20 protein-coding genes and 1 riboswitch are annotated in these 25,370 nt (G+C 41.6%); of the genes, 6 read left to right on the top strand and 14 right to left on the bottom strand.

Features of this window, described 5'->3' with window-relative positions:
- The 5 genes from E3K36_08615 to E3K36_08595 all read right to left on the bottom strand — a co-directional run bounded on the left by E3K36_08615 (window position 1) and on the right by E3K36_08595 (window position 7,203).
- Window positions 1-330: an adenylylsulfate reductase gene (locus tag E3K36_08615; GenBank protein MCF6155301.1), complete on the bottom strand. Its 330-nt coding sequence runs from the start codon at window positions 328-330 to the stop codon at window positions 1-3.
- A complete protein-coding gene (locus tag E3K36_08610; GenBank protein ID MCF6155300.1) occupies window positions 327-2,003 on the bottom strand; it encodes an adenylyl-sulfate reductase subunit alpha in 1,677 nt (558 codons plus the stop codon). Before E3K36_08610 ends, E3K36_08615 begins: the two co-directional genes overlap by 4 nt.
- A 233-nt stretch (window positions 2,004-2,236) precedes the next feature.
- Entirely contained in the window at window positions 2,237-3,862 is a 1,626-nt protein-coding gene (locus E3K36_08605) for a glycosyltransferase family 39 protein (GenBank protein ID MCF6155299.1), read from the bottom strand.
- Window positions 3,863-4,174: 312 nt separating this feature from the next.
- Complete coding sequence (locus E3K36_08600) at window positions 4,175-5,467, bottom strand: DUF2029 domain-containing protein (GenBank protein MCF6155298.1); 1,293 nt, start codon at window positions 5,465-5,467, stop codon at window positions 4,175-4,177.
- A 686-nt stretch (window positions 5,468-6,153) separates the two neighbouring features.
- On the bottom strand, window positions 6,154-7,203 hold the full coding sequence (locus E3K36_08595; GenBank protein MCF6155297.1) for a hypothetical protein: 1,050 nt from the start codon (window positions 7,201-7,203) through the stop codon (window positions 6,154-6,156).
- A gap of 361 nt (window positions 7,204-7,564) precedes the next feature.
- Here E3K36_08595 and miaB point away from each other — a divergent pair, with 361 nt between their 5' ends.
- The 5 genes from miaB to E3K36_08570 all read left to right on the top strand — a co-directional run bounded on the left by miaB (window position 7,565) and on the right by E3K36_08570 (window position 15,582).
- Window positions 7,565-8,941, top strand: coding sequence for a tRNA (N6-isopentenyl adenosine(37)-C2)-methylthiotransferase MiaB (miaB, locus tag E3K36_08590; GenBank protein MCF6155296.1), 1,377 nt, complete (start codon window positions 7,565-7,567; stop codon window positions 8,939-8,941).
- Between the two features lie 1,746 nt (window positions 8,942-10,687).
- A complete protein-coding gene (locus tag E3K36_08585; protein MCF6155295.1) occupies window positions 10,688-10,960 on the top strand; it encodes a hypothetical protein in 273 nt (90 codons plus the stop codon).
- A gap of 41 nt (window positions 10,961-11,001) precedes the next feature.
- Window positions 11,002-12,075, top strand: a complete 1,074-nt coding sequence (locus tag E3K36_08580) for a hypothetical protein (protein MCF6155294.1) — start codon at window positions 11,002-11,004, stop codon at window positions 12,073-12,075.
- Window positions 12,072-12,995 (top strand): hypothetical protein, encoded by a 924-nt coding sequence (locus E3K36_08575; GenBank protein ID MCF6155293.1) that lies wholly within the window; start codon window positions 12,072-12,074, stop codon window positions 12,993-12,995. The genes E3K36_08580 and E3K36_08575 overlap by 4 nt, the downstream gene beginning before the upstream one ends.
- 277 nt (window positions 12,996-13,272) lie before the next feature.
- Window positions 13,273-15,582 (top strand): ribonucleoside-triphosphate reductase, encoded by a 2,310-nt coding sequence (locus tag E3K36_08570; protein ID MCF6155292.1) that lies wholly within the window; start codon window positions 13,273-13,275, stop codon window positions 15,580-15,582.
- An 87-nt stretch (window positions 15,583-15,669) separates the two neighbouring features.
- Here the strand turns inward: E3K36_08570 and E3K36_08565 are convergent, their stop codons facing one another.
- Both E3K36_08565 and E3K36_08560 read right to left on the bottom strand, forming a co-directional pair.
- A complete protein-coding gene (locus E3K36_08565; protein ID MCF6155291.1) occupies window positions 15,670-15,906 on the bottom strand; it encodes a CDGSH iron-sulfur domain-containing protein in 237 nt (78 codons plus the stop codon).
- Between the two features lie 109 nt (window positions 15,907-16,015).
- Window positions 16,016-17,206 (bottom strand): hypothetical protein, encoded by a 1,191-nt coding sequence (locus E3K36_08560; protein ID MCF6155290.1) that lies wholly within the window; start codon window positions 17,204-17,206, stop codon window positions 16,016-16,018.
- Between the two features lie 285 nt (window positions 17,207-17,491).
- Between E3K36_08560 and E3K36_08555 the strand changes: the two genes are divergently transcribed.
- Window positions 17,492-18,568 carry a hypothetical protein gene (locus tag E3K36_08555; protein MCF6155289.1) on the top strand — a complete coding sequence of 359 codons (1,077 nt, stop codon included), beginning with the start codon at window positions 17,492-17,494 and terminating at the stop codon, window positions 18,566-18,568.
- Between the two features lie 34 nt (window positions 18,569-18,602).
- On the opposite strand, the gene E3K36_08550 is transcribed toward E3K36_08555, so the two are convergent.
- The 7 genes from E3K36_08550 to E3K36_08520 all read right to left on the bottom strand — a co-directional run bounded on the left by E3K36_08550 (window position 18,603) and on the right by E3K36_08520 (window position 25,225).
- Window positions 18,603-19,646, bottom strand: coding sequence for a methyltransferase (locus tag E3K36_08550; protein MCF6155288.1), 1,044 nt, complete (start codon window positions 19,644-19,646; stop codon window positions 18,603-18,605).
- A gap of 20 nt (window positions 19,647-19,666) precedes the next feature.
- Window positions 19,667-20,074, bottom strand: a complete 408-nt coding sequence (locus E3K36_08545) for a bacteriohemerythrin (GenBank protein ID MCF6155287.1) — start codon at window positions 20,072-20,074, stop codon at window positions 19,667-19,669.
- A 231-nt stretch (window positions 20,075-20,305) separates the two neighbouring features.
- Window positions 20,306-20,488 (bottom strand): hypothetical protein, encoded by a 183-nt coding sequence (locus E3K36_08540; protein ID MCF6155286.1) that lies wholly within the window; start codon window positions 20,486-20,488, stop codon window positions 20,306-20,308.
- A 734-nt stretch (window positions 20,489-21,222) separates the two neighbouring features.
- Window positions 21,223-22,002, bottom strand: coding sequence for an AsmA family protein (locus E3K36_08535; GenBank protein MCF6155285.1), 780 nt, complete (start codon window positions 22,000-22,002; stop codon window positions 21,223-21,225).
- Between the two features lie 68 nt (window positions 22,003-22,070).
- Window positions 22,071-22,160: riboswitch (cyclic di-GMP riboswitch) on the bottom strand.
- A 456-nt stretch (window positions 22,161-22,616) separates the two neighbouring features.
- Window positions 22,617-22,808: a hypothetical protein gene (locus tag E3K36_08530; GenBank protein MCF6155284.1), complete on the bottom strand. Its 192-nt coding sequence runs from the start codon at window positions 22,806-22,808 to the stop codon at window positions 22,617-22,619.
- A gap of 21 nt (window positions 22,809-22,829) precedes the next feature.
- On the bottom strand, window positions 22,830-23,825 hold the full coding sequence (locus E3K36_08525) for a restriction endonuclease (protein ID MCF6155283.1): 996 nt from the start codon (window positions 23,823-23,825) through the stop codon (window positions 22,830-22,832).
- Window positions 23,795-25,225 carry a site-specific DNA-methyltransferase gene (locus E3K36_08520; GenBank protein ID MCF6155282.1) on the bottom strand — a complete coding sequence of 477 codons (1,431 nt, stop codon included), beginning with the start codon at window positions 25,223-25,225 and terminating at the stop codon, window positions 23,795-23,797. Before E3K36_08520 ends, E3K36_08525 begins: the two co-directional genes overlap by 31 nt.
- Window positions 25,226-25,370 lie beyond the last annotated feature (145 nt).

Below are 25,370 nucleotides of genomic sequence, written 5' to 3'. Positions count from 1 at the left end.
TTAATCTCCTTTCAAATATCTTGCCTGAATAATAAATTCTTCCTGATGCCCCTCGGCGTCCCATATTGTCCAAATCGTTTTGTCGCGTTTCAGCCGTGCTTTCAAAGAAGAGCCACCACTGCATACCTGGAAAGGTAGTCTCAGTTCAATTGCCTGCACCGGACATTCCTTCACACAGCATGCACAGGTCCAGCAAGCAGACTGATCACGAATAGTTGCTTTCATATTTTCTTTACGATAACATAGGTCTCCGGGACAGATACGTTCACATCGTGCCTCGGGTAATCCTTTGCATCCGTTACAAATATTTTCATCGATGAAGATACTCATGAGCACAAAGGCCTTTCCACCATTTTTATTTCGTCCGTAGTTGAATCATAGAGAGAATTAACAAAGGTAAGCCATCGGCAATTATCTTTTTCTGGATAATCCAATCGGGTCTGATAGCATGCCCATCGCGACTCCTTGCGGTAGATCAGATGTTCAACCAATACCCTTGCAACATCAATTCTATCTATGCATTCCAATGCCTCAACCAAATTATAATTATTTACGGCTGTCATATCTTTTATGCGGTCCCGCAAGCATTTCAACAATCGTCTTGCTTCCAGCAGCCTTTCCTCATGAAGCGCGTAATTCATGGAAATACCGCCGGCATATTCGTCCATAATCTTTTGGAGTCGTTCCCGTACCTCCTGGGGTGAAATGCCTGTTTTTTTCGTTAAAGGTGCCAGGGCCCGGGCTTTTTCTCCTTGAATTACCTCAGTGTCTATATCTTTCAATGTTACATCTTTTATGTCTTCCATGGCTGTCGTTACCGCAATACGCCCCTCAACCCAGCTTCCACTAACGTATTTTTTCGGTGCACCACCCGCAACCTCTCCAGCAGCGTAAAGACCAGGAATGGTTGTCCTTCTTTCTTTATCAATCCAATATCCTGCCTGGCAATGGCCACCCACAATAAAAGGTTCCGTTCCCTGAATTTCCACGGGTTTATGCCGGGGATTCATGCCCTTGCTCGCCCACAAAAGGATGATTTGAGGATTCATATTCAAGAAATCTTCTTTTAATCTTCTTTCGTCGGACTCGTTCAAAGTAGTTGTATCCAGATAGCAGGGGCCCCGCCCCATTTTCTTCTCTTCTATTGTTGCCAGAACCCTGTGCTGTGTCAGGCACTTGTTCCCCCCCAGGTGTTTGTAGTAGAGTTCCAGATAATCCTCTGTGCGCGCATTGATCTGTTTTGCACGCGCTCCTATGGCAATGGTACCAGTTGGTGCATTTACATCCTTTACCCGTAAAGCAACAAACCGATTCTCAAAACTCGTCATTTCCGCTCCGATGCGTATTCCCATGGCGTACCCAGTACCCACATTCCAGGGGCAATACCATATTAAATGCCGTGCCTCCCCGGTATTGTTTGGTTTATAGATACCCGAAGCACCGCCAGTCGCCACAATAACAGCTTTGGCCCTGATTACGTAAAACGTACTGTTTTTTACTCCATATCCAAATGCCCCACGGACGCGGTCACCATCGTAAATAAAATTTGTTGCTACAACACGATTTAACACCAGGGCAGAGGTTTTTTGTACAGCCTCTGCAAGGATGGGTTTTAACCGCTCACCGAAAATACGGATACTGCGTTTTCCGCGCATCTTGTAAGTACCGTCCTCGTTCTTTTCAATGGGAAGCCCCATATCTTCAACATCTTTGACGGCCTTATTGAGTCCTTGGACAATGCTGTAAACCAGGTCTTTTCTTATAATGCCCTCAAACTGCCGCTCAACATACGCAACATATGAGTCGGGGGTTTGTCCGGCATGTAAATAAGCATTGATGGCATTTAACCCCATGGCCAGGCAACCGCTGCGCTCGATATGTGCCTTTTCCATTACAACAACATTACAGGTAGGGGATTTTTTGTAAATCTCCACAGCGGCAAAGCATCCCGCTGCTCCACCGCCAATGATTAATATATCGGTATCTATATGTGAAATACTCATAGGGGTAACATCAAGAATTTTATAAAAAAAGTTATACTACTCATATTTTATTCCCATGTCAATTTTAAAACAAATTAGAGAAAAGAAAAACAAGAGAGGAAACTAATGGGAATTGAAAGGGGGGGGTCGGATTTCGGTAGTTGAATTTCGAATTTGTCAAAAAAAACAAACGATAACATTTGTTACCCGGTACCGGGTAACTCTTTTTTGGTAACGGCTACGCCACATCATGGTTACATTTCCCTGTTTGAGATAAAAAGGATGTTTCTGTGCCCTACAGAATCTTTTCCCAGCACAAATACAGGCATTTCAAGACATTCTGATACCTTCCTGAAATCCTTCTCCTGTATAAAAAGAAACACCCGTTCGTTTGTATTCAGAAATTGTTTTAAGTCATCCAGCCCATGCATAACTTCTATGTAATTCCTGTTTGTATAGAACAGATAGGGATCCCTGAAGAAATTGTACATGGCCAATTTATCTCCGGAGTTTATCATGGAATTGGCCTTATCGCAAATTTCTTTTGCTGATTTATACTGGTTCAGGACGGGGATAACCTGCAAGGTGCTTATGTTAAAAACGGCAAAAATAACAAAAATGAGGGTAAAAAGGAAAGGAATTATCCTTGCGTACTTCACAAAACGTAACATGGTAAAGCCGCCAATCAGGAGAATGATTACAAACGGAATTGTTGTGGTCGTATACTGAGGGAAGATTTTGTACACCGCGATCGGTAAAATAATTCCAGATGCCAGCGATACAACACACAGGGTATAGCACGGATAATAACCTATTTTTTTAAAAGGTTTCTCCCGGAATTGTTCAACAAATTCATTCAAAAACCAGGCTGTAAGCAAGGCTGCACCGGGATAAAGGGGAAGGACATAGATGTCTCTTTTTCCCGACACAACAGAAAAGAAAACAAAAATAACGGTAAACCAAATAAGAGGTAACAGGATACTCCGGATCTTTTCCTGTCCTTTTTTTGAAAACAGATATATTGCAATACTCGGGATAAAGACACTCCAGGGTAAAAAGTTAATCGGAAAATTTATGAAATAATAATACATTGGTCTTTTATGGGCAAATGAACTGGCAAATCTCCCGACATTCTGTTTGAAAAGGATTTGGTAAGTATATTCTTTGCCGCCATAGATACTTGCCAGATAGACCCAGGTGAATACAATAAAGACAAATATCAACCCACCTATCCAGGGATATGTTTTTTTTAATATCCCGATATCTTTTTTCAAGAGGAGATACGTTAATACAACACAAAAAGGGAGGATAAAACCAACAGGCCCCTTCGTAAGAACTCCCAGGGCCATGAAAATATAAAAAAGTGTATAATTTCTTCCCCTGCTTTTTTGTTCGGTATATCCTCTATAAAAGCACAGTATCGCCATTGTTACAAAAAACGTAAGAAGGACATCAAAGGCCACGCGATGAGCCATCCAGAGGAACTTCGAACTGGTGGCAAGGATGAGTGCTGATAATAGACCTATTCGTGTGTTTTGATATAATCTTTTACTAAAATAAAATATTGCCAGACAGCAACCGATACCCGCAAAGGCTGAAGGCAGGCGGGAAGATAATGCCGTAATCTTTCCAAAAGGAACTGAAAATACATTGATGAGCCAAAATAAGAGCGGGGGTTTATCAGGATAAGGCACACTGTTTAAGTGAGGGACGATAAAGTCACCGCTTTCCCTCATTTCTTTGGAAACTTGTGCATAGCGAGGTTCATCGGGTGCCCACAAGTCCCTTTTCCCAATATTGAACAGGAAGAGAATTGCTGTAAACAATATGATACACGTTGCTATTATTCGGGTATTGCTAACAGTGGTTGTTGAACTCATTTTTAAAAGCAACTGCAGATTTCAGATTACATGGATACATAAGTGTCTGTAGTGATAAGAGGTTAAGTTGATTATGCTACTGAAGGAACTCCTATGCCCTAAGGCATTGTAATTTTCCGGATAAAGGTTTCCAGTTGAAGCATTATACAAAAAATATCGTTAAAATCAAAAAGTAACCTTCAATGATTTTTTGAATGAATTTATATATGGCAGAAAGGTAAGCGTGCAGTTTAGGTTTTGTGCTGGCCTGCGATGTTTCCCGGGCATTTTGCATCGTTCATCTTCCGGGTGTTTTAGAGAATTCCGATCATCTTAGCGGCGCTCATTCTTATGTACCGTCCTTAACTGCCGCAGTTTCCAGCCAAGTCCTACCAGCAATAACACGCAAGCCCAGAAGGTATTGCCCATTGCCTTAAACATCTCAAATCCGGGCACAGGTAGTGTGAAGCTAAGAAGGAGCAAACAAGCGATAAACCATATTAACATCATATTCCTCGTTCGGGACGGATTTGGCAAAGTATGCTGGATATTCAAGGCAACTGTGAGTGGGTATAAAAGCCAGACATAAAAGTACGTGAAAGAAAGTGGTGTAAAGATAAGGATTAGTAATATCAGCATTGCGTACTCGATTGAGTCACTGCATGCCGTTCGTTGTGTGTAGCGCGGCATCGATGCAACGTAAAATAAACACAGAGCAAGACCTACAACGACAATAATCATATTGACGTACTTGAAATCAAGATTTGCCAAGTTTATGTAGCGTGGGTTCTCTTTTGACCGGGAGACATCCACAGGGCGCAATAGCCGATTGGCAACAGCAATCAGCGACTGGTTTTTCCAACTGTACCCGCGGCTGGGGCGTTGGGCAATCGAATCTGCATCATAATGAAATACCATGCCTTCACTCCAGGTCATAAGATCCTGAAGATTGCGCTGAAACCCCCGGAATGGAGCAGGCAAGAGCACGAGGAAAAAGAACAGGAACGCAAGCGTAAACAGTGTTGCTTTCCAATGCCGACGGTACACGAAGTATGCAATGGAAAGGATAGGGAACGCTTTGATTGACACAGCCGCTGCAATCAATCCTCCTGCACACCATTCTTTTTTCAGTCGAAGACAGGCAAATGCTCCAAGCATACACGCCAATAGCAATAAATTGGGTTGTCCCAGCAGATAAATGTCCCAGACGTACGGTGTGCAGCATACGGTTGGTATCATGTATAGGAGCGGATGTTGTCGTAGTGCCTTCCCTGTAGTAAGATATAGTGATAAGAGAATACTTGTGACCCATGCCGCTGAGTTTACAAGCACAAGAATCCCAATGAACGGTAATAGTCCAAATACACTCAGAAAAGCGAAACAGACGGCTGCTGTGGGCGGATACATGAAATGAAACATTTCATCTCCGCCTTTCTGGTATATGTCGCCATGGTGAAGTGCGATCTGTCCAACTTCATACCATCTGCCGTAGTCTTTCATGTGATCATGGGTGTGGCTGCGAAAATAGTTGGTGATGGGGACAGCTGAGAACCCTATGATGGCAACTGCAAAAATGATGATCTGTAGCTTATAGGTATAGGGGTATAGGGCATTTTTTATATTCATCTAATCACATCTCCTTTTTGCCATAAATCAATCATCAACCAACAGTAGATGCTTGGTGGTATTGCAAAGATATACAGATGAGCAGAAAGATTTTGGAAGATAGATTTGTAGCATATTTCGTTAATTGTTGCAAATGTTTCCTTGTTTAGAGTTGTAGCAGATTGCTATTGTCCGGGTGTTATTACCGGAGGATACCGGATGCATCTTCTTTTCTAAAGCGTTTATTCAATATCAGCTTATTTAAAAGCTTGTACCGTATCAGGGCCGTGTAAAGTCTTGGTTGCGGAATGGTGCAAAGACTGCAAAAAAGATTGGGACAAGAATCCCATAGAGACCTTTCGTCACCGCTCTCTGCCATTTCGTGAACAATCTCTGCATGGCGGATCTAGTGGCTCGCAAGATGTCTCTCCTGACCGAGGGCTGGAAATATAACCAAACCGGAAACGACAACCAATGCGAGTATATCAAAGAAATTTTTTTGCCGTTTTCTGGAATTTTCCTGCATACAGAACTTCCTTTTTTCATTCAGTCTTTTTCTAATACGACATGCGTATTATTCTGACATATGGCATGAAACTTCTTTTTATGAATCCATTCCTGCTTTTTCTGATAATCATTTATACTCATTACGACATAAAGAGGACATTCTTGATCAGAAATACGTTTTTTAAATCTGGTATCTGCCTCTATTTCCAGCACATTTTTTCCCACTGTAAAAGACAAGACTTGGCATAGTTCGCCCGTAACTGAAAAGCATATAATTCTTCTTGTCTGAAAGACAATTTTCCACAAATCCCTTTGTGGACCGAAAGGTTCCTAAGTATTTCACTGAATAAGCCATGGCAATACCCAGAACGAAGCAATTTCTGAGACAAAAGACCTTTATGGCTTGGAGAAAACGCCTGCTCATGAAGAAAGTATAGAGCGATATCACAGTCCCGATGAAAAGAACCATAATGAGAACGACCAACTGAATTGTGGATAAACCACGCACGGTTAGTGCCCATTTTAGCATGACAAAAATTAACACCAGGGGAATCGTTGCAGACACGGACAATGCAAGCCACAATATCCATAAGTACCTTTTCCCGAAAGTGTCTTCCGTATCCCATCGGGAAAGTGACTTGGTCAGTAATGCAATGGAAGGGGAAATGGGAAGGATATAGGTCATTTCTTGCGAAAGTAATGCAAGGACTTGTTAGAGATAACCAGAAGGGAATACCCCATGCACAAATAATACCAAGGAAAATCGGGAATCCCGGTAGATACCAAAGACACCTGATATGTTGAAAGTCGCGTATCCATAAGAGAAAACCCATGGTAATCAGGATAAACAACAAGATACATATCGGCCCTTTTACCAGAAAAACCATACTCAGGAGAAAATAAAGAAATAACTTTCTGAGGTTATTTTTATTAGTTTCCGCATATTCAATGAAGAAAAGGTAAAGGCTGGCACAGACAAAAAAGGTCAGTAGCATATCCGTGATACATAACCGGGAAATGAAAAGGAATAGTGGGCTGGCCATCAGTATCATGTCAGCCAAAAATCTATTTTTGCGGTCTTCAAGTCGTTTTCCCCCTGCGCAGATGATCGATAGATAGGCGAAGAGAAGAAACGGGAACCCAAATAAAAGGAACAGGAGGGAATTTCCGACAATCCCCACTCCAAGAAGAATCAAAAGATTTCCTGCAGGAGTTTTGTGCGAATTGACCATGAGTTCATGGTTTTCCATCCTTCATGATATACCCTACACCCTTAATCGTATGAATCAGTATCCAGAGAAAGGTCTGCAACCGTTAATCGAGTTTGGCAATGAACCTTTCCCCTTTTGATCAATGCCCGCACCCGTGCCATCAGTTCTATAAAAGAATTCGAATTTGGATCATAAAGTAACACGATATCCAAAAAGTACTTGGATTACATTCCGAGGTTCGTTACAATTACAGCTTTAAGCGCCTAACTGCCACCCTTTAGCAGTCAGACAGATGCTGCTTGCTGACAACTGATAACTGATGCTTACAGGATTTGTATTTGCTTTTAAAACTGAACTCAAATGTAAAATGCATTTACCGTTTGTATAGATAAATGCCATGATGGATTCTATTATTTTTTCTCATAAAGACCAACAATACAAGACCGTTTTTTTTGAAACCTTCGGTTGCCAGATGAATAAGCTCGATGCCGAGCTTTCGTTAGGGCTATTGCAGGAAGAAGGCTATAGAATTGTTGACAAGGCTGACGAAGCCGATGTCATCCTGTTTAATACGTGCAGCGTGCGCCAGCATGCCGAGGATAAGGTATATTCCCATCTGGGGGCATTAAAAAAACTCAAGAAAAGATCCCCCGAAGTTATTGTGGGTGTTCTTGGATGCATGGCTCAAAAAGATGGTGAGGCTATATTTAAACGTATGCCTCATGTAGACCTCGTCTGCGGAACGCGTATGTTTTCACGGTTACCCGAACTGCTTTTAAAGATTCAAAATCATGGTTCGCATGTCCTTGCCATAGATGAGGATCAAATTGTTAATGTAAAGAGGGCAGTGACCTACCGGCCGAATATTTATCAGGCATTTGTCACGGTTATGCGGGGTTGTGATAACTTTTGTTCCTATTGTATTGTGCCCTACGTGCGGGGACGGGAGATCAGCCGGACAATCGACGATGTAAAAAAAGAGGTGCAAGCACTTGTATCGAATGGTTGTAAAGAGGTAACCTTGCTGGGGCAAAATATAAATTCTTACGGGAAAGGTTTGAGTGGAAATGTTACACTGGGAGACCTGCTTTCCGAATTGAATGATTTAGACGGGCTCGAAAGAATACGGTTTGTGACCTCCCATCCGGCAGACATGTCCCGTGATCTCATTCGTACTATGAGCCGTTTGAGCAAGGTCTGCGAACACTTGCACATGCCTGCCCAGTCAGGTTCTGATCATGTCCTCCAAAGAATGCGGCGGGGTTACACAGCGGGTTACTACCGTGATTTGATCTCTTATGCAAGGGAATTAATTCCTCATATTGCGGTAGCCAGCGACTTTATTGTGGGTTTCCCGGGAGAAACAGATCAGGATTTTCATGAAACGGTACATTTGATGGAAGATATCCGTTTCCAGAACTGTTTCATATTTAAATATTCGCCACGTACCGGTACGAAGGCGGCCGGGCTGGAAGATGATGTGCCCGATGAGGTAAAAAGGACGAGAAATATAAAGTTATTGGCATTGCAAAAATGTATCAGCCTGGAAGAGAATAAGGAAATAATAGGCAAGAATGTGCAGGTACTTGTCGAGGGCGCCAGCAAATCCGATTCAAATAAGTTGTCCGGTCGGACACGGCAAAACCACATTGTCATTTTCCATGGCCCGGCGGATCTGGTTGGAAGACTGGTAGACGTTATGATATATGATGCAACAGATCTTGCCTTGTACGGTAAGCTGGGGGATTATTTCAAACCGAACGAGCGGAACACGTAGTATGACATGTAATCATGATTTCATACTGGTAGCGCAACCGTCTCGGTTGCACGAAAAAGTTGCCAGCATCCCTCCCTTATGTCCCCTTCTCAGAGGGGGAGGTTAAAAGTTGCTGCCAAAGGCAGTCTGATTAAACGTTAAGGAAATTCAAAGTTATGCAGTAGGAGCCAACTCCCGTTGGCGACTTGTGGCGCTTGCACACCGTCATGAATTGCCGGTCGCTGTCAGGAGACGGCTCCTACCGTAGGCATTTTAACCTTCAAGCCAGTGTAGGGTGCATCCTACGCACCAAAACAATCCATCGTATCGTATGGATGGTGCGTAGGACGCACCCTACTCAAGCTGCCCTCGTTGGGACAGGCATCCTTGCCTGTCATTATCGCAAAGAGAAATCTTATGATGTCAAAATTCCTCATATTTGTTTGGAATGACAAGAAAGTCGTTAGGTTTTGGTTCTTTACAACCCAACCTAATTTATATCGCTGTCTGGCGAACTGATGTTTACGCTACATATCCTTCCTGTTAATTCACCTCAATTTTAACCACCTTAATCCAAAAACTACCTGAATTTGTTTTGAAAATACACGGCGAAAGGCTTATATTTTAAGCTGACAAGGATAATTGCTGAATCTGTGGTTCCGGTAGCTACTCTTCAAAACTTGCCCCATCTGTAAAGATAAATGTCTGCAATAATTTTAACGTTTTTGAGGTGCCTGCTATGAGTATCTTTAAAAAATAATTTTGACATTTTTAGCAAAAATATAAATAAAACTAACCCTGTCAGGATTTAAAACCCTGACAGGGTTGACTCACGAATTTCATGCTTCGGTTTTTGTCTTTTTCCGACACGTTCAGGTGTTACTGTAAAAATTGGTGTAATTGTAGTATCTAACGTCCTAAACGACTTTTCACTTCCATACAAAAAGAATTTATATTCTTCTTCACTAAGCACTGTTTACCTTGTATATATTCTATAGTAATAAGTTGTCGCTGCTTGCAGCCCTCTTATTCTTATACTTACCTTAACTAGATCGATAGAATCAGTACTGCTTTCATCGCGTGCCCCAGCCACAAATACCCTCTCTGTGTACAACCCACTTGTTGTACCGTATTCAGAGTATACGGCTGTTCTTGCGGGAGTTGATAATTCCACTGAACAAAGTATCCCATTTAAAGTTGCCGAGTCTGATATTATGTTAGTTGCTGGTTGTGTGTGTACTGTAAAAGGCGGTTCATAAGGTAGTTGTGTTGGCGTTACCGTAATCGTAGGTGTAGTTTGTGCAAGTGCTAACTTCAAATCTTCAATCGACGCTAAGGATAGGCTCAAAACAAAAATCGCACAAACTACGAACAAACTATACACAATTCTAAAAAATATGTTTTTCATTTTCTTATCTCTCAATTTATTTATAAAATACTTTTTTTCAGAAAGCAAACCAACGTAAGAGGTATTTTATGTCATTGCCGGTTAATTTTTGTAACAATAATATTTAAAGATACTTACAGCATAATACTGAGCGAATTCAATAACCATCAATGTAAATAATGTCGTATCTTTACGACTTTAAAATCTTTGTTAAATCACAATGTTATTATGAAAGTGTGAAGGAAATGCTTTGCACTTACCTTAAGGAAAATGCAAAAATTATTGCGAAAAAAGTAGGATATTCGGTAAGATTAGGAGATATAAAATTTATGCGTGATAAAACAAAAGAATCGGTTTTGAAGAAACAGGAAGGGAAATAGATGTCGGAAAATTTTGAAAGACAGAAAGAACTGAGTAAAAGAGTTTTAATTCCAGGTGAACCCAAACCAGCCGCGCGAAAGGCAACTGGTCAAATTCAACTGGCGCCAATGCAACTCTTATACATATTTTCTTTCGGTGCAATAGTGGGGTTTGCCATTTTTGTGGTAATTTGGATTATCGCAGGTTTTTCAAAATGGACAATTACACTGCCCTTCATAGCTGGATTTTTTGGTGTAGCCATCGAAATGATAAGACGGAAGTATAAGGTTTAATTGCAAGTATTTATTAAATGATTTATGAGAGGTAATGAGAAATGAAAGTAACCATGGTAGGAATATCAGGATCTGGCAAAACAACGTATATGTCATCGCTTTACGAGACATTGGGGGATGCGGGTCAAAATGACGCAGGTTTTTACCTTGCCCCGCGTACCGTCCAACAATTTGATAAAGCGATACTGAGTGTCGGTGATTTTAGCAGATTCTCACTTGTCGATAAATTCAAATGGCCGGACGGTACACAACAGACAACGGTATGGCCTTTCACCGTTTACTATAATTCAAAGCCGGTAACGTATTTTGATTGGATTGATTACAGGGGCGGTATTCTAACAGAAATTACCGATATCCTTGATACGAACGACACTTCAGAGGCGACAAAATCCGAAATTAGTGAACTGGCTTCTCACATTGAGCTTAGTAACGCCGTTATCCTTGTCGCCGATGCATTTGCCCTGACGTATTACTCCAACATTAAAGAAGCAAGGCATCGGTCAGGGGCCCGCAGGATTCACGAGATATTTACGACCTATAGCAGGTTGTATCCCAATAGAAATTTAACATTCGTAATAATGCTGACCAAAGCCGATACGGTTGACCCCAGATGGAAAAGTGATAATTATGCACCCTTGATAGAGCGTGGGATGGAAGTATTCAATCAGATGGTGTCTTTATGTAAACAAAATCCGACCTGGGAGGGCGGTATTGTTCCGGTCTCCGCGGTAGGTGAAGGGAATGCCAGGAGGACTGTTATTCCCACTGGAGATATGATACATCCTTTTAAATCCGAGGATAAGATTATAGGATTTCCATCGCCTCTGAATGCGGAACATGTGTTATTTTACTGTTTGGGACAAACATTAAAACAGATGAAAGTGGAGGCCCACAAGAGTATAAAACAACGTGAAAAAGAACTTTCTGAGGTACTGAAAAAGGCAGGACTGGTGAATAAAATCTGGTCACTGATCATGCGTAAACCTGATGCCGAAAGCGTTGCCAGGGCTATTCTGGAAGAAAAAAATAAGGATTATGAGGTTTTAAGCCAGTTTGAGCCACACATAGAACCGCTTCTCAATAAGGCATTGGAAAGGGTGAGACGGATCGCATGATATACCAGGAACTCTTATATTCTCGCTCACTGTCCAAAGATTACCGGTGGATGATCGTCCCTCCGAAGGTTTCACCAGAAAGCCTTAAGGCATTAAATCAACTTTACAATTTGTATGACAAATATAAGAGTACCTTTAGTAAATCACCGGTTTTGCCTCTCTATTGCTTAAACCAACCAGAAGCGACGTTCCTCGTGAGTTGCGGTTTATCAAACCACAGAGACAAGGAAGGTCGCGATATTTATTGCTTGCAGGGAATAAGTATTGCGCAAGAATACCAGAGGCATTTCTGGTTTATACTTCCCTGGATAGTAGCCAACCACGGGAGTGAAGGTTTATTAAATACCTGGAAAAACATAGATTTTCCTGATGCAGATGATATCGTGCATCGCATATCAAAAGATCACTCCTTTAAGCTTGATCAGTTGGACGAATCGCTTGCAGAGTTAACGAAAACGCCAAAATCTACTGAAAAATTGTCCATAGATGAACCATTGTATATTTCGTTTGATAAAAATGGCTTAAAAGAACTGTCCCGTGTAGTATCGTTACATCACGACTGCATGGACTTCGCCTTTGGCGTTACACCGGAAATGGCAAAAAACTTTGACTTCAGGATCATTGCTAAAGCAGAAAGGCGTTTTAAAATAAAGAGCGGCAGGGAGCTGGTAACAGCAGATCGTGTTCCTTCTTTTGGCTCTGATGACGGCCGGGACAAAACCATAGACAAACACTTTGATGATCCTGTCGACCGGTTTGATCCACGAAAGAAAGTTAATGTAAGGCAAACCAAAACGTTGAGAGGAAATGGTCCTTCTCATATCTTTAGTCAGGTCTTGCCTCGTTTTTTGTCGGTGTTGAAGCTGGGTAAAAAACTGAGACGCTTCAGTAGTTCATGTCAGAGAAAGGAAAAGGAATAATATCTCCACCTTTTTCACAGATTTTTCGTGATGATGCCCATGACGAAGAATGGCCCTTATCCACCTATACTGGCGTGGTCTTCGTGCGGGTTCTCGAGAGGGTTCAGGTTTGTACCTGAACCCATTATTTTTCAAGTTACAAACTTGAACCCACCAAGATCGCTGTCACAATCGCGTTGGTTTCCTCTCAATGTGCGATCCGGAGAAACACCACGAACCTTTGAAATCTTCCAGATATTATCTTCTCACACCAATGTCCTAATTGATGGAGGCAATTATGTCCGGCTCAGTAAAGAATAAATTTACTCATGTCAAAAAGCGGGATGGAAGAATTGTACCTTTTGATCAGGCACGGATTACCAACGCAATCTACCGGGCTATGCAGGCAAGTAAAGAAGGCGATCTGGAAAATGACCCCATACGGGTTTCACGTGAAGTTGTAACAGGTCTCAACAGGCTTTATCCGGCAACTCATATTCCGCATGTCGAGGAAATTCAGGATCTTGTTGAAGAGACACTGATCCTGCTTGAATTCCCGAAAACAGCCAAGTCCTACATTCTGTATCGGCATGAGCGGGCAGAAATACGCAGGAAGGCCCTGGCCATTCCTGACCGGGTCAAACAACTTGTGGCAGAAAGCAAAAAGTATTTCCCGAACTCCCTCGCTGAATTTATCTATTACCGGACGTATTCGCGCTGGATCGAGGAGGAAGGCAGACGCGAGACGTGGATAGAGACAGTAGACCGATACATACATTTCATGCAGGAAAATTTAGGCGGCCGTTTAAACTCTCAGGAATACGAAGAAATCAGGCAGGCAATCCTGAATCAACAGGTGATGCCCTCCATGCGGCTTTTATGGTCTGCCGGCGAAGCTGCCCGAACAAATAATGTTGCGGCATACAATTGTTCGTTCATTGCCCCTTCACGTCTCGAGGATTTGGCTGAAATCATGTACCTTCTAATGTCTGGTGTTGGGGTAGGTTTCTCTGTTGAGAGTCAGAATGTTCAACAACTGGCAATAATACAAAGGCAAAAAGGAGAATTACTTCCTCTATATGAAGTTGGAGATAGCAAGGAAGGCTGGGCAAATGCACTTAAAATTGGACTGCATACATGGTACGAAGGGAAAGATATCAAATTTGATTACTCACAGGTCAGACCGGCCGGGTCCCGTTTGCGCACTATGGGTGGACGCAGTTCCGGTCCAGGACCACTGCAATCCTTACTTGATTACGCGCGCACGAAAATCCTTGGTGCCCAGGGCAAACGCTTGCGGAACATTGACGTGCATGATATCGTCTGCAAGATCGGTGAGGTTGTAGAGATGGGAGGGGTACGCCGCGCTGCCTTGATTTCTTTATCTGATCTCGACGATGATGATATGCGCCAGGCCAAGAGCGGCTATTTTTATATTAATGAACCACAGCGTATGATGGCGAACAACTCAGCCGTTTATATTGTAAAACCGAAAGCCACCGATTTTCTGAAAGAGTGGCTTGCCCTGGCAATTGCCGGGACTGGTGAACGCGGTTTGTTTAATCGTAGTGGTCTGCTGAAACAGATCCCTGCCCGTCGCTTAAAGAAATTCGAGCCATACTGGATGACAAGCGGTATCAATCCGTGCGGGGAGATTATTTTGCGTTCGAAGCAGTTTTGTAACGTGAGTGAGGTAGTTGCCCGCCCGGAAGATACGGAAACCGTATTACTGAAAAAAATCAGGATCGCTTCAATACTGGGTACCTACCAATCCATGCTAACAAACTTTCCCTATCTCTCACCAGAGTGGAAGACGAATTGTGAAGAAGAACGGCTCCTGGGGGTTTCTATTACCGGACAATGGGATTCCCCTGCAGTGCGTGATCCAAATATTTCGATGAAATTGAGAGACCATGCTGTCGAAATGAATCGCATGTATGCCCGGCGGTTTGGTATCAATGAATCTACCGCAGTAACCTGTGTTAAGCCTTCCGGAACTGTTTCTCAACTTGTAGATGCCGCCTCAGGCATGCACCCGCGTTTTGCAAGATATTATATTCGCAGGGTACGTATTTCTGCAAAGGACCCGTTATTTATCATGTTAAAAGAACAGAAGTTCCCGTGCTATCCTGAAGTTGGACAAGATGTGGCAACGGCCACCACATATGTATTAGAATTTCCTGTACAATCACCGGAAGGGAGCATAACAAGGGATGATCTCAATGCTATTGATCAGCTTGAATACTGGAAAATGGTCAAGGAAAGCTACACCGATCACAATCCTTCGGTCACTGTTTCTGTGGCAGATGATGAATGGATTGAGACGGCACATTGGCTTTACAAAAACTGGGACATGCTCGGTGGATTGTCATTCTTACCGAAGTCGAAAACGGTATATCAGCTTGCTCCATTTGAAGAAATTACGGCAGATGAATACAGAATGCGGACCAAAAATCTTCCCGGGATTGATTTTTCCCATATTGTGATATATGAGAGAGAAGATTCCACATCTGGAGCAAAAGAATCTGCCTGTCTTGGCAGCATCTGTGAGATCGACCCGGAGGAAGGCTCACTTCCGGGAAGCACTTCGCCCGGTGTATACAAATAAAAGCAATATTTTCCTTTCCCGTTCGAAGTTCTTCCAATAGTCGTTTGGCTACCTCTACCCACATTATTTTATCTGTGAATTGCAATTTCATGCGTCAGAAACTTTGACACGACGGCATATACCATCACAAAATGGCGGATTTTTTGTTAAATAACAATTGCAAATTACATATTTTCTTTTCAGTACAATCTTAAACATATATGGTGCTTTGTCCGTTCCTTGGTGTGAGCCATCACAAAATGGTTCGTTTTTCGTATTCCCGCACGCACACCACTGATACGTACCCGGTTCTAACTCAATAGTCATTGGTATCTGTTTCTTCATAGGTATTTTTCCCCTGTTAAAGAAATACTTTTGCGTCCTAATAACTTCATAACCACTGTGACTTTCGTAAATGTTAAAAGAAATTGCATTTCGCGCCGCTTAAACCGTTTTACTTCAGCGATTTTATAATCTCATAACCTCTTCTTTTGATTCGTTCTGCATTGCCAAAAATATTTTTCATATAGGTATGGTGCCATGTTGCTGTTTTTGCTACAATATAGGCCCTCCCACCTGGTTTCATGGCCTTGTATGCAGTGTTAATGAAGAGTTCGGAAATCTTGTAATGGGTAAAATAGGGTGGATTGCCTGTAAAAAGGGTGAATCCCTGTTCTTCCTCTATTCCTGTATCACGCAACAGCACTTTATAACGTTCCAGGCCGTTGAGCATGCAATTTTTTTCCGTTATGTATACGGCACGCGAGTTTGAATCTACAAAGCATACTTTACTTACATCCTGGTTTACAGCAATCGAAATCCCAATAGCCCCGCATCCACAACCCATGTCCAGTACCGCATCGTTTTTTTGAGATTCTCCCACCGCAATTTCTGCAAGGGCCAATGTACCCTGGTCGACTTCCCTGTGCGAAAAGACGCCAGGAATGGTGAGGAGTTTGATGGGCTTTTTCCCAAAAATCGTCATGGTAAACTCTGCCTGAAAATTCCTTACTCGTTTGAGTTTTTCCTTCTTTTTCGCAACGATACAGTAGCCTGTTTTACTCCGGGAAGAAAAAGCAAATCCGCCAAAGATCCTTTTAATCTGATTTTGCATCCAAGGGTCATTCCCTTCAAGAGAAAAAAATCCTTTCCCTCCCGGTTGTAATGCCTGATGGATTTGCTGAATGAAATCCAGTACCAATTCCTTAGTGGCACTCCCCTTAGATAATTGGAGAAAAATCACGTCAAAACACTCTCTCTGCGCCACATATGGCTTACAACAAACCGTTACAGAGGAAACTCCGTTTTTTGACAGGTTCCTCTTTATTTTATTGGCATAATATAAATCCAGGCAATGGATTGTTGTCTCTGCTTCAGGATACAAGGCACTTGCAACAATTCCACACACACCGGTCCTGTTTTCAAGAAAAAGAATTCTTTTCGGACTGGAAAGTTCTTTAAGAACTCCAATAATTTGTATTTCTGTAACATTCAGACCAGAACGGGAGACAACCCTGAATTGATTGTCCAGGAACAACTCTTCTTTTCCTGTCGTTTTGTCTTCCCGGTCTGTAATAGTAATGAACACGTCTTTTTCCTTTCTCAAGACAGTTAAGCCAGAATGAGGCCACCAGCCATATTTCATGGACGACGAACTCCTTTTCTTTACTGTCCGTCTTTTTTAACAATCCGGCTCTAATATTACAATAAAAATATGTTAAGCATCCAAATTACAGATTACCCGTTTTCAAATATTTATTATTGACATTTAAAGCAGGTATTTTTCTAATGTTAGATTATTTATAAATATAAAACTTCTCTACAGTGAGCGGCAAAAGTAAGTAAAATTCCCTTTGGCCTGCCTTTCTAAAGTGAGATTATGTGGAGTTGTTGGCGTATAGTAGTCCAAACATGGTAAACGAATTATCAAATGGGAGAAAAAATTATGGCTGCAACACAGGATAAAGAGGGTGAAGGAAGTGCGCTTCCGCCCCAAGCAATTGTTATGCAGATGGTTGTGGGTGCTTGGATATCGCAGACAATTTCGTCAGTAACCCGTCTCGATATCCCCGACCTCCTCAAAAAACACGGTCCACAAACTGCCCTGAAATTAATTCAAAATTATGGTGTCGATGCAAAACCGGATGCCCTTGAACGAGCACTGCGCGCATGCGCCAGCGTAGGAATTTTTACTGAGGACTCTGGGGGGTTTTTTGGGACAACCGCACTCTCGGATGTTCTTACTTCAAGTTCCTCCGTATCTGCCAAGAAATTCACCGAAATTTTTGGTGGTTCGTGGTGGAAGGTCTGGTCGGGCTTGCCTGATGCATTGAGGACAGGGCTTACACAAGCAAGTGCACAACTTGGTATGGATTACTGGGAGTATTGTAAAGCCAACCAGAAGGAAATGGAAGACTTCGGCGAAGCAATGAAATCAAACAGCCATAATTCCATACGCGGCGTGCTTAAGTACTGCAACCTGACAGGTATCAGGAAAGTTGCAGACATCGGGGGTAGTTTTGGCCATCTTACGATCGAGCTTCTCAGAAAGTACCGGAATCTGTATGGTATCGTTCTTGAAATGCCAGACCTCATTCCTATCGCTCAGAAGCATCTCGCAGGGGAGAATAAGGATATTGTCTCCAGGATCGAGTTTGTCGGCGGAAATATGTTTGATGGGGTGCCCGGTGCAGAGGTTTATATCTTAAAACACATCATCCATGATTGGGACGATACGTTCTGTATCAAACTCCTCAGAAATTGTCATTCTGCAATGGTTGGTGATGGCCGTGTGATTTGCGTAGATGCAGTACTTCCGCCAATGGGAGACACTAGCGGTACATTTGCAAAATTTCTTGACATCAATATGATGGTCTTTCATGTGGGCAAGGAACGAACTCAAAAACAATGGGAGGCGATTTACCACGCGGCTGGTTTTCGGATAGCATCCATCACACCGCTCAACGACAACTTCGGGACAAGCATCGTGGAAGGAAGGAAGATGTGAACAGGCATCCTCAATCTGTCGGTTTTCCTAAAACCTAACTTGAAGAAAAACCTTCCGCTATCCGTATACCTTCAATTAAGTTCAACGGTGAAGGTGTTTTGATACTATTCGTAAGTCTGAAACCGGCTGAATGGAATAGTGACCGATATTCAGCTTCAGTGCGTTCCCGTCCGCCGTGGTTCAGTACCAACATATTCAGGTCCATGAATTTGCTGAAGTGAGGTTGATTACCCGTGGGGACGATAGACTCAATTACCAGTAACCGTGTCTGGTCTGTCATCGCAGCATGACAATTTCTAAGGATCTTTATTGATAATTCATCACTCCAGTCGTGTATAACAGTTTTCAGTATATAAAGATCGCCACCCGGTGGTATAGACCTGAACATATCACCGCTGACCATTTCACATCGTGCTTCGATTCCGGTATTTCTGATCTTCTTTGCTGATCTTAATACTTCAGGCATGTCGAACAAAATGCCTTTCAGGTGAGGATTCGCCTTCAAAATTGCAGCAAGGAGGCTGCCATGCCCACCGCCAATATCAACAATTGTTTGATACCCAGAGAAATCATAGCTATTGACGATTGCGGGAATTTGCATTTCCGATGACCGCGTCATCCATGCATCAAAGGTTACTCCGGCATCCGGATTTTTTGCAAGATAATCAAAGAAACGTATGCCGTTTATGTGTTCAAATGCGCTTTCTCCTGTCATTACTGAATGGAACAAATTGCTCCAGGCTTCCCAATGAAACTCTGAACCTGCCAGGAGCACGCCCGGTAGTACGGAAGTCGTGCTATCGCTCTGGAGTGTGGTTGCGAGTGGAGTAAGACCAAAGCGACCTTCCTCCTCTTCTTGAAAAATATCTATGCTGGCAAGGGCCCGCAGGAGCCGATAAAGTGAATATGCATGAGCTTTTGTGGCATTGCTTAGTTCATTAATGGTTTTTGGCCCATCCTTGAGCAGGTCTGCAATACCAAGCTTTGCAGCAACATAAATGGCTTGGGCCCGAAAGTGGCCGGCTGCCAGATGCATCATGTGCAATTGCAATGGTATTTTATCTTTCTGAGAAAACATGTGGGTTGTCTGGTTTTTGATTACCTCAGCCCTCTTGCATTAAAGAATTCTTTGTACTTCATGTCTTCTTTCAGGATGTGATTTGTCCACCACGATTTTAAATACGTGAATATTTCCTCCGGGACAGTTACTTTATGAACCATAGTTTCCACGCAGAAATCAACGGTCTTTTTCTTAAATTCCTGGTGTTGTTTTTTTTGTGACGAATACTCCGGATAATCATAATCGAGCATGTATTGCTCTTCTGTCCTAAAATGATCGCTGGCGTATTGGGTCATTTTAGTCAACGTGTCCGAAATAATTTCTGAATCAACCTTTGTGTCGTTCATCTCAATTAAGGTATTTACCATCATGACGATTTGCTGGTGTTGTTTATCCAGGACCCGGACGCCGACACTAAAGTTTTCACCCCATAGTATCTTTTCCATATTGATTCCATTTTTGTAATAGTTCACCCAGAGGGCACGGAGAACGCAGAGAAAAATAAATGAAAAAAGAAAAATTCGCAGGATGTTTCTGCTTATTCTCCAGCAACCCCCGCAATCATCCGACCGAACGTTCGTCTGAGCTCACGCCGAAGACGCACGAAGAAGTCTCGGTGTCTTTGCGGTGAGCCGGATTGTCACCTATTTTTCAGGCTAATTTCTTTCATAACAATTTCAATGATTAAGTTTTAATTCATCAATTGCATGAAGAATCGCTTCGTACCAGCCTACATAATCGCCGAGTTTGTCTTGAACCAATCTTAGCTCTTCTTTCGTTAGTTTTCTGCCCAATTGCTGTTCTGCAACATGTTGAATATCTTCAATGTTAACTGAGTGGATAAATTTTTTTTTATGCATAAACATTATTTTAATTCAGTAGGTTGGGTTGAGTGAAGCGAAACCCAACAATTCAAAATTATTCATGCCCTATTTCCTCTTTACATAGCGGTAAAAGCTGTGGCTAAAATAACTCTTAATCAACTGCCAACGCACCGGGGAATTGTTATCGATTTACCTTCTCTGATTATTTACCAAAGTATGGTTATTTTCTTGTTCAATCTGTATCGCTTTGTATGTCTATTTACGGGTAAATGTAAGCTATACAGAAAATTTTCTCAAGATAAATTTAAAAATTATTAGGGATTAAGAGCATGCTTGATAATAGTAATCTTTGGGTTCTCTCAATTCAACCAACTTACGTAGATTCCGTATCCTCTTCGCTCTATAATCGGAACTTTGTGATTCCTTGTATATTTAAGCGATTCGCAAAATATTCTCAAGATAAATTTGAAGTCTGAACGAAGGGGGGCATTTTGACGCTGTGTTCAAGATAAACGCAAGGCTGTAAGAGGATTTGCCATACGGGATTTTTGTAACGGCTGCGGCCTTCTGGACTTTATTGTTGTGCCTTTCTTTACGGCCCATTTATTCTTCTTGTTGAACCATGTAACGAATCCCTCATAGTCCTCCTTAAACGGTCAAAGAGGTCTTTATTTACACGTGGGTAGTGCAGGATATTCTTAATTGATAACGAACGAAGGTTCTCACCAGGTGACGATGCTGGCTTCAAGAAGTGTTTTTTCTGGCGAGTGTCACTTTTTGTCAAACAGTTTTTTCATTCCCTCAATTGCTTCCGACAAGCCCTCTTTTGCTTTTTCATCTATCTCTTTTATCTCTTTGGCTGACTCAGTCACGGCGTCAACTCCCTTTTCAATGGTTTTGCCTGATTCCTTGACTGCTTCGAGAATCGCCTTGTATATTGCATCAGCCAACTTCTCAATGACATCGGGAAAGCTTGCGCTGCCGGACTCTTTTCCAATATCGTTCAATTGCACTTTCATAAGCGGAATGTCCAACGTTTTCCCTTGTAATAATGTAGCGCCCAGCCGAATTTTTCCATTTTGAAGTAAAAATGTGTCTATTTGCACTTGTTTCGTTTCACCAGGCTCTTTTGTTTGTGAACGGGATGACGAGGAATATGATTCAACATTTTTTTTAATCTTGCCAACGTTGCTTCCTTCAACAGATGTTTCATACGTTATCTCAGGGCCATCGACAAGAATATCCCGAATGATTACTTTATCGGAGAAAATGGAAAGGGGGCTGATATCTATTACAACGGTATCAAATTTTAATGCGGAATCAGTATGAAAGCCTTCTGGATTGCCTATGACAAGTCCGTGTATTTCGCTATGTCCGGAAAGAAGTGACATCTTAACTTTTTGAAGACTTACGGGAGTTTGGGTAATCTTTGGTCCAAAGGATACAACACTTTTCTTAACAATGGTGTTGATAAAGAGTGAGAAAAAAATAAAAACGATAAGAATTATTGAAGGAATTACTATGAGGGGAATTTTAATTATATTTCTCATATATTGGCTCCCTTTCTATGGTATTAAAACAAAAAAGCCTTACTGCAAAAATGTTCATGGAAAACACATTCGGCAGTAAGGCAATCTTTTCTTAACGCTGCGTTAAAAGACCCTTTGCTTTGCGCCCCCTGATTACTCAGGGTTTACCTTTATCGAAATATTTATTTTTTTCTGAATCACTGATTATCAATATTATAAGCATCTTTAAAATTTTATGTCAATCAATAAATTTCAAAGATAGTTATTTCGAAACGGTTTAGTTTTTTGAAAGATGAGTTGTGCTTTTTAAGTCCCTATAAGGATGTGAGGCAATAGGCAGGCAATTTATTGCCTGTATTTTTATCTAGAAATACAGTCCCGCAGGGACGATTGAGACGATTTTGTATCCATAATCTTCATTCGCCCCTACAGGGCTTATTTTTATCTTTCTCTTAACACAGGCAATAAATTGCCTGCCTATGAGCAATTTGCCCCTCCGGGGCGAAATCAGCACAAGGCTTTGCCTTGATAGTTTTCAAAAAACTAAAGTGTTACGTTATTTCGTGGTTTCTACGCCAGAATTTAACTTAACAATTTTATCCCACAATATCTTGCTGCCATCTGCACTACAAAACTCATCCATGAGGTTTAATTTTTGCATCATCAATTGCATGGAGGATAGCTTCATACCAATTGATATAATCACCAACTTTGCCTTCGACTAATTTTAATTCTTTTTCCGTTAGTTTTCTTTCCAATTCCTGTTCTGCGACATTTTGAACGTCTTCAATGTTAATAGAATAAATAATTTTTTCTGGATCAATCATACCTGATACCTCTTTACATGATTATAGATTACATAACCAACGTGAAACTGATGCGATTTGGTTATCATCAGTTAAGTTCGCTGCATTTGAAAGTATACCTTTCTTGAGCAGATTCCATATTTCAACTGCCATTTTTGCTTCAATAGCCGCCCCAATAAAGAAAAGATGTGGTTTATGTCCTATCTTCTTAAACGAGTCTTGAATGCGATTAAGATGTGTTCTGGCAGTTTTCCAGTGTTCATCAGCACCTGCTGGATCTATTCCACCTTTTAGTTCTCCAAGGGCAATATACGAAGGAGGCGAAATAAGTATATCTCTGGCAATTTTCTTATTGGAAAAATCTTTTGGATCACGATTAAATAAACACAAATCCACATTGTTGCCGACGATTGGTACGAACAAATTAAAAAGTGCTGTGCGACTCTGACTATCGCCTTTCCAACTTATACCTTTTACAAATATCTCTATTTCTGCATCACTCTCTGGTATCGGCACCCATACATTTGTTTCAGAGTGAAGCCACTCATAAGATTTACCAGCAACCTTGAGTGCAGAAATAATAGCTCGCGTTAACTTGCGTTGGGCTAAAACTCCTCCAATATTCCGCATCGAACCACCCAGGGAATCTCCGCGTATCAACAAAAATCTGAAAACCAATTCTTCTACAAACTTTTTCCCTGCCGGTTCAAGAAAATTATCGATAAGCCCTTTTATCGCATCTTCCTTATCTCTTTGCAATAAATGGTTGTTTGCCTTCTCGGATACACCAGCGGCAGTCAACAGGGCTGATTGGATGTCTGGAATGGTAAGCAAATCGCTTGGTGTTTTAGCGGTTGAAGCAGCAACTTTCAATGCCCTTGCTTCTTCAACATACGGAGTAGCCTGCCTATTCTTTTCCAATGCCTGTGCAACGAAACCAGCCCGAACCGCTTCATATGTGGTCTCAAGGTCTTTGCTTGATTTTAAGTGCTGAAGATTCGGTCTCTTCACCCACCTTTTCTCCAAACATAAACACACTTTCTAAGCAATTCGCGTCCATGCTTACCCATCTGTTGACTACTATTTCCTTTACCATTAGGTAAAACGAGAATGTTTTCTACATAAAATCCTAACTTCTCTGCAATATGGGAGAGTATCATGTCCACTGAAATACTTGCTCCCGCAAATCTGACGTTATCATTCACCATGAATAGCATAGCATTTGGTTTCATTACTCTTGAGCATTCGGCGATTACACAAGCCATCTCATAAAAATAACCCCGAACCATTCTGGGAATACCATTGTTATTGAGCATACCTTGCGCTTTTTGATCGTCTAAGTATTTCAAGATGGACTGTAACAGTTCTTGGAGATCAGCGGCAGTAATAGCCTTTCTCCATTGTGGATTCATCTTTAATAAGTCTTTGGCGCGATTTTCGACCGTGCAACTTAGCATTTGTTGGCGGAGATGTAATAGTTCTTGTTCGCTTATCCCTTGCAAGGCAAGTTCTAAAGCATAAGTGCGTGTGTAATCATACCGATTACAATATGGCGGGGAAGTAATAATGGCATCGTACGTATCCGCGGTAATAGTTGGCAATATATCAAGACACGAGCCATCGTATAGATTAATTGCACCTTTTGAATGCTTTGAGGTAAAAAGTGGTTTTTGCTTTCCCCTGGTTTGCAAGTCGAAAATGATCTCTTCTATTTTGCAACAAATAGCCTTCTCAAAACTAAGAATAGTTCCTTTGTTAAAGGGTTTTTTACCTTGTCGCCTTCCAGACCGGTAATCCCAGCGTAGATATTGACCGTCTTTGCGAGTATAACTCACCGATTCCAAAATGCACAATAAAGCAAACTGCAAAACTGCCCGAACGCGTTCATTTTCTTGCTCACATGCGCCTAAGTATTTCTCGATAGCACCTTTTGTTTGTTCTGGATATGCATCTTTCGTAATACGTAACTCGTTAAGTGGTATTCGTAACTCAGATTTTTTCCAGGGTTGTTCAAGCGACCACCGCTTGAGGGTGTTAAAATCATCTTTCGAGAATTCTAACGTGAGGATTTTTTTCGTGTTGATTATTTGTTGACCAATCGGCAACAATTCAATCCCATCGGCATTTATTCCTTGTGCAATAGCAGCAAACAAGGCTGTTCCACTGCCTGCAAATGGGTCAAGGATTATGCCGTTAACAATGTTGTATTTTTCAAGCAGATATTCAACTAAGGAAGCAGAAAAAGCTTCTTTGAATTTATACCATCGATAAACTTTTCTGGTTTTATTATCCTGAAAACTGACGATCGAACGGGATAAAGAAATATCGAGGTGAAATTTGTCCTTGAAGTGATGATATAACTCCTGATCAAGATGTTCAATCTCGCTTAAAGCTATTTTTTGTGGTACGACTGTAACTTTCTTGGACAGAGTTAACATTAGGTTACACCTTCTTTAGGATTGTATGCAGTACTACGTAATACACCAGACTATTCAATATACAGAAATAATTTTGTAATCAAAACAAAAAATAACTTATGTTAGGTATAGCAAAACCCAACCCAACTACACACCTTGGAGTTCC

Origin of the sequence: Candidatus Brocadia sp., assembly GCA_021646415.1 — a bacterium.
Classification (GTDB): Bacteria; Planctomycetota; Brocadiia; order Brocadiales; family Brocadiaceae; genus Brocadia.
Note: the sequence above shows the minus strand (reverse complement) of the source record. Positions and strands in the feature narration are given on the sequence as shown.

Coding starts and splice junctions, on each gene's coding strand:
- E3K36_08530 (MCF6155284.1), bottom strand. CDS start 22,808: ATGATTGATCCAGAAAAAATTATTTATTCTATTAACATTGAAGACGTT.
- E3K36_08575 (MCF6155293.1), top strand. CDS start 12,072: ATGATATACCAGGAACTCTTATATTCTCGCTCACTGTCCAAAGATTAC.
- E3K36_08520 (MCF6155282.1), bottom strand. CDS start 25,225: ATGTTAACTCTGTCCAAGAAAGTTACAGTCGTACCACAAAAAATAGCT.
- E3K36_08580 (MCF6155294.1), top strand. CDS start 11,002: ATGAAAGTAACCATGGTAGGAATATCAGGATCTGGCAAAACAACGTAT.
- E3K36_08610 (MCF6155300.1), bottom strand. CDS start 2,003: ATGAGTATTTCACATATAGATACCGATATATTAATCATTGGCGGTGGA.
- E3K36_08540 (MCF6155286.1), bottom strand. CDS start 20,488: ATGCATAAAAAAAAATTTATCCACTCAGTTAACATTGAAGATATTCAA.
- E3K36_08555 (MCF6155289.1), top strand. CDS start 17,492: ATGGGAGAAAAAATTATGGCTGCAACACAGGATAAAGAGGGTGAAGGA.
- E3K36_08600 (MCF6155298.1), bottom strand. CDS start 5,467: ATGAATATAAAAAATGCCCTATACCCCTATACCTATAAGCTACAGATC.
- E3K36_08550 (MCF6155288.1), bottom strand. CDS start 19,646: ATGTTTTCTCAGAAAGATAAAATACCATTGCAATTGCACATGATGCAT.
- E3K36_08545 (MCF6155287.1), bottom strand. CDS start 20,074: ATGGAAAAGATACTATGGGGTGAAAACTTTAGTGTCGGCGTCCGGGTC.
- E3K36_08560 (MCF6155290.1), bottom strand. CDS start 17,206: ATGAAATATGGCTGGTGGCCTCATTCTGGCTTAACTGTCTTGAGAAAG.
- E3K36_08595 (MCF6155297.1), bottom strand. CDS start 7,203: ATGGAAAACCATGAACTCATGGTCAATTCGCACAAAACTCCTGCAGGA.
- E3K36_08565 (MCF6155291.1), bottom strand. CDS start 15,906: ATGAAGAAACAGATACCAATGACTATTGAGTTAGAACCGGGTACGTAT.
- E3K36_08570 (MCF6155292.1), top strand. CDS start 13,273: ATGTCCGGCTCAGTAAAGAATAAATTTACTCATGTCAAAAAGCGGGAT.
- E3K36_08615 (MCF6155301.1), bottom strand. CDS start 330: ATGAGTATCTTCATCGATGAAAATATTTGTAACGGATGCAAAGGATTA.
- E3K36_08535 (MCF6155285.1), bottom strand. CDS start 22,002: ATGAGAAATATAATTAAAATTCCCCTCATAGTAATTCCTTCAATAATT.
- miaB (MCF6155296.1), top strand. CDS start 7,565: ATGGATTCTATTATTTTTTCTCATAAAGACCAACAATACAAGACCGTT.
- E3K36_08585 (MCF6155295.1), top strand. CDS start 10,688: ATGTCGGAAAATTTTGAAAGACAGAAAGAACTGAGTAAAAGAGTTTTA.
- E3K36_08605 (MCF6155299.1), bottom strand. CDS start 3,862: ATGAGTTCAACAACCACTGTTAGCAATACCCGAATAATAGCAACGTGT.